The organism is Mesorhizobium sp. M7A.F.Ca.CA.002.05.1.1, from assembly GCF_003998335.1.
Classification (GTDB): Bacteria; Pseudomonadota; Alphaproteobacteria; order Rhizobiales; family Rhizobiaceae; genus Mesorhizobium.
Genome location: NZ_RZQI01001376.1, coordinates 1 through 985, shown reverse-complemented (window position 1 = coordinate 985; position 985 = coordinate 1). Strand labels below are relative to the sequence as shown.

General features: G+C 60.2%; 2 protein-coding genes. One reads left to right on the top strand and one right to left on the bottom strand.

Annotated features, from left to right (window positions below):
* Positions 1 to 626, top strand: a 626-nt coding sequence (locus EN939_RS35695; protein WP_206528447.1) for a hypothetical protein, incomplete at its 5' end; no start/stop codon positions are given.
* Positions 627 to 665: 39 nt separating this feature from the next.
* Here EN939_RS35695 and EN939_RS35690 read toward each other — a convergent pair.
* Positions 666 to 985 (bottom strand): hypothetical protein (locus EN939_RS35690; RefSeq protein WP_206528446.1); only part of this gene is annotated, 320 nt, incomplete at its 5' end.

Genomic DNA, 985 nt, shown 5'->3' with positions numbered 1-985 from the left:
ATCGAGGGCCACATCCGACCCAGCGCTTGGCCGTGGACGGCCGGTGTGCGGCTCATGGCGGCGTCACGCTCCACAAGATGTCCGCCGGTTTTGACGAGGGTGACATTCTCGGGCAGGTGCCGTTTTCCGAAGCTGACTGGACCTCGAGAGAAGCCTTGGTCGACAGCACGGCAACCGCTATGCGGATTCTGGTGAGCGAGGCGGTGCCGGCCTACTGCCGGGGGCTGTTGTCAGGAATGCCGCAGCCGAAAGGCGACTTCGTCTGGGCACGGCTTCAGCCCAGCCACCTGATAATCTCGCCGGCCATGTCGGTCGAGCATGTTGTACGGCTATGGCATGTGCTCGGCCTTCTGCCAGGCATCTATCTTGAAATCGGAACGCGCAAAATCAGACTGGGATTCCAGATCAGAAGGCTGGGGCCTTGCACAGGAAAGGCTCCGGTCAGGCGGTGGGGAACAGTGGAATTCGATCTCGCCAACGGTCGGGTCCTGTATTTTACCTACGGTAGAGTGCTCAAACGGCTGCTCAATTCAAAACACCTGTTTTTGCGCCCGCCCGCCGGAAAACCCGCTCCACAAATCCGGCTGTTCGGCAAAACGAGTGCTGCGGACCAGAGAAACGGATGAAGCCGCTGGGCGATGCCCAGCGGCTTCATCCGTGTGCGGTTACTTGCCACAATTATTATCGTTTACCGTTGGCGCCGTCGCGTTACCATCGGCGTCCGTCTGCGCGCCTTGCGGGTTGGTCGGGCAATTCTGATCCGCGTTCGAATTCATGTCCCCTACCGTGCCAGTCGTGCTGTTGGTCGTGCCCGGGTCGACAGTGTCCGGCTCGACCGTATTCGGTGAAGCCGGCGTGTTCGGCTCAACCGTCACCGATTTGCCGCTGCCGCTTCCATTTGCGTTGTTGCTGCCGGCGCTTTGCGCCATGGCTGACGTGGCCAGACCAATGGTGAGAACCGAAGCTGCGAGGATTTTCATGAACA